The organism is Bacillota bacterium, assembly GCA_012837285.1.
GTDB lineage: Bacteria > Bacillota > DTU030 > DUMP01 > DUMP01 > DUNI01.
Genome location: DURJ01000031.1, coordinates 1 through 2,144, shown reverse-complemented (window position 1 = coordinate 2,144; position 2,144 = coordinate 1). Strand labels below are relative to the sequence as shown.

The following is a 2,144-nucleotide window of genomic DNA, read 5'->3' as shown; positions in this document are numbered from 1 at the left end:
TGCCTTTTGTATCAGGTAGCAATGGACAGTGCAAAGCGATGACGTCAGACTCAGCCAGCAGTGTATCTAGATCTACGCATTCCTCTGCCTCTACGAAGGCGTCATAGGCAATGACTCTCATGCCCAGGGCTTTGGCAATCCTTCCGGTGGCTTGGCCTATCCGACCATAGCCGATGATCCCTATGGTTTTCCCAGCCAGCTCGATGAGGGGATAGTTCCAAAAGCACCAGTCCGGATTGTTGGTCCAGTCACCGTTATTGACTGCCTCGCTGTGTGCCGCCACGTGGTGGCAAATTTCCAGCAGCAGTGCGATTGCCATTTGAGCTACGGCGGCGGTGCCATAGGTGGGGATATTACAGACAGGAATTCCCTTCTCTTTGGCCGCCTTAACATCAACGATGTCGTAGCCTGTGGCCAAGACACCAATGAAACGTAAGTTGGGACAAGCATCTATTGTTGCCCTAGTAATGGGGGTTTTGTTGGTATAGACAATGTCGGCGTCGCCGATACGGTTAGCAACCAGGTCAGCTGGCGTACGATCGTACACAATCAGGTCACCCAGCGCCTCCAGCTTCTCCCAAGAAAGGTCACCGGGGTTTGTGGTGTAACCATCCAGGATTACAATCTTTGGCATTGGTGTTTCTTCCTCCCTCTTAAGAACTTCTCTGGATCGATTAATCCTGTTTTTGTCATAAAACTGATTCGCTTGGTCGCCGCCCGCCTTTCATCCCAACCTGTGCCCTCCCTTCGTGAGTTGGGAAGGCTCAGGATTGGCACTTCCCGGCGGGAGAGCTAAAACTCGATCAGCTAGTTGCGGCTGGCAATGGTTTCTTAAGGCAGCAATACCGGCCCTTCGTCCCCTAGTTTCATTCCTTCCGCATTTTACGTGGGCACTATATAGCCAAACTCTCGCGAAATTGAGGCGGCTGCCTCCATTAAATCACGTATGATGTCATCTTCGATGGTAATCATTCGATTTTTCATTCCAGAAACGCTGATAGTGCCTAGCAATCCTTGGTAGTTCCATATTGGTACGGCTATGCTGTAGGTTCCCATTTCTATCTCTTCATCTTCCACTCCATACCCTTTTACCCGAACAGCAAACAAATTGGCCATCAAAACATCCTTGGAGCAGATAGTCTTAGGCGTAAATCGGGTAAACTGGAGCTCGCTTAATATCCTTTGTGATGTATCGTGCTGCACATTGGCTAAAACAACCTTTCCAGACGCAGTAGCATGGAAGGGAAGTTGGCAGCCAATTCTCGAGCTAAGAACAACAAAGGGTGCGGCCTCAACTTTATCAGCACAAAATAGAATCTCGTTAACATACAGGAACAGATGGGATGTTTGTTGGTATTCTTCGGTGATCCTTACTAAATGAGGATGCACCGTTTGATAAACACTCATCTTCCCTAACATTTGGAGGCTTTTCTCTAAAAACCTTGGTCCTAGTTTATACCTTCCTGTCTCTGGGTTCTGGTGAATGTAACCATTATGGACTAAAGTTGCCAAAATCCCATGAGCAGTGCTCTTATTGAGATCGACTTTGCTACTTAGTTCACCAAGCGGAAGTTCCATATCCGGTGAATCGAAGCACTCCAATATGTCAATCGCCCTTTGAACCGCTTGTATTAGACGCTGTCCACCTTCTTGTTGTGACAAATGCGCGCCTCCTTCCCTATTTTTGTCTTTTTCTCCGGCTCCCAAACTAAATCCTGTCCATCCGAAGTGAAAGGCAAACACCCAAAAACATAATACACTGTTTGATCGTAATAGTACAACTTAAAAACTAGTTTAAGAATTGTACAATAAGCAAGCAGGAATTTATGATTCTCTGTAGAATATACGTTTGAGATGGTAAAATGTTGTTCGACCATGTCGAACCCAATTTGCAAATCCAATTTACTGCTGCCGCCTTTAGCTGTATTTGAGTAGTATTGCTTAAGTCTATTACTACGCAATGGGTGCAAAACCCTGTTGTCGTAATATGCACAATATTGGGCCCATCTGGTTGGAGCGTTTCCTGAGGTTGTTGGATAAGACAAGTTTATGGAGGTGGGTATGGCCGCTCGGCTTGGCCAAGCCAAAGTAAGCTTGCCACAGGTAGAAAGCCTGACACAAAAGGTCAGCCCTAGCTATACTCT

General features: G+C 46.8%; 2 protein-coding genes. Both read right to left on the bottom strand.

Going from position 1 to position 2,144, the window contains the following annotated elements:
• Positions 1–634 (bottom strand): D-2-hydroxyacid dehydrogenase (locus tag GX016_01785; GenBank protein HHT70294.1); only part of this gene is annotated, 634 nt, incomplete at its 3' end.
• Positions 635–882: 248 nt separating this feature from the next.
• The gene (locus GX016_01780) at positions 883–1,662 is read right to left on the bottom strand and encodes an IclR family transcriptional regulator (protein ID HHT70293.1); all 780 of its coding nucleotides are present in this window, start codon (positions 1,660–1,662) and stop codon (positions 883–885) included.
• Positions 1,663–2,144 lie beyond the last annotated feature (482 nt).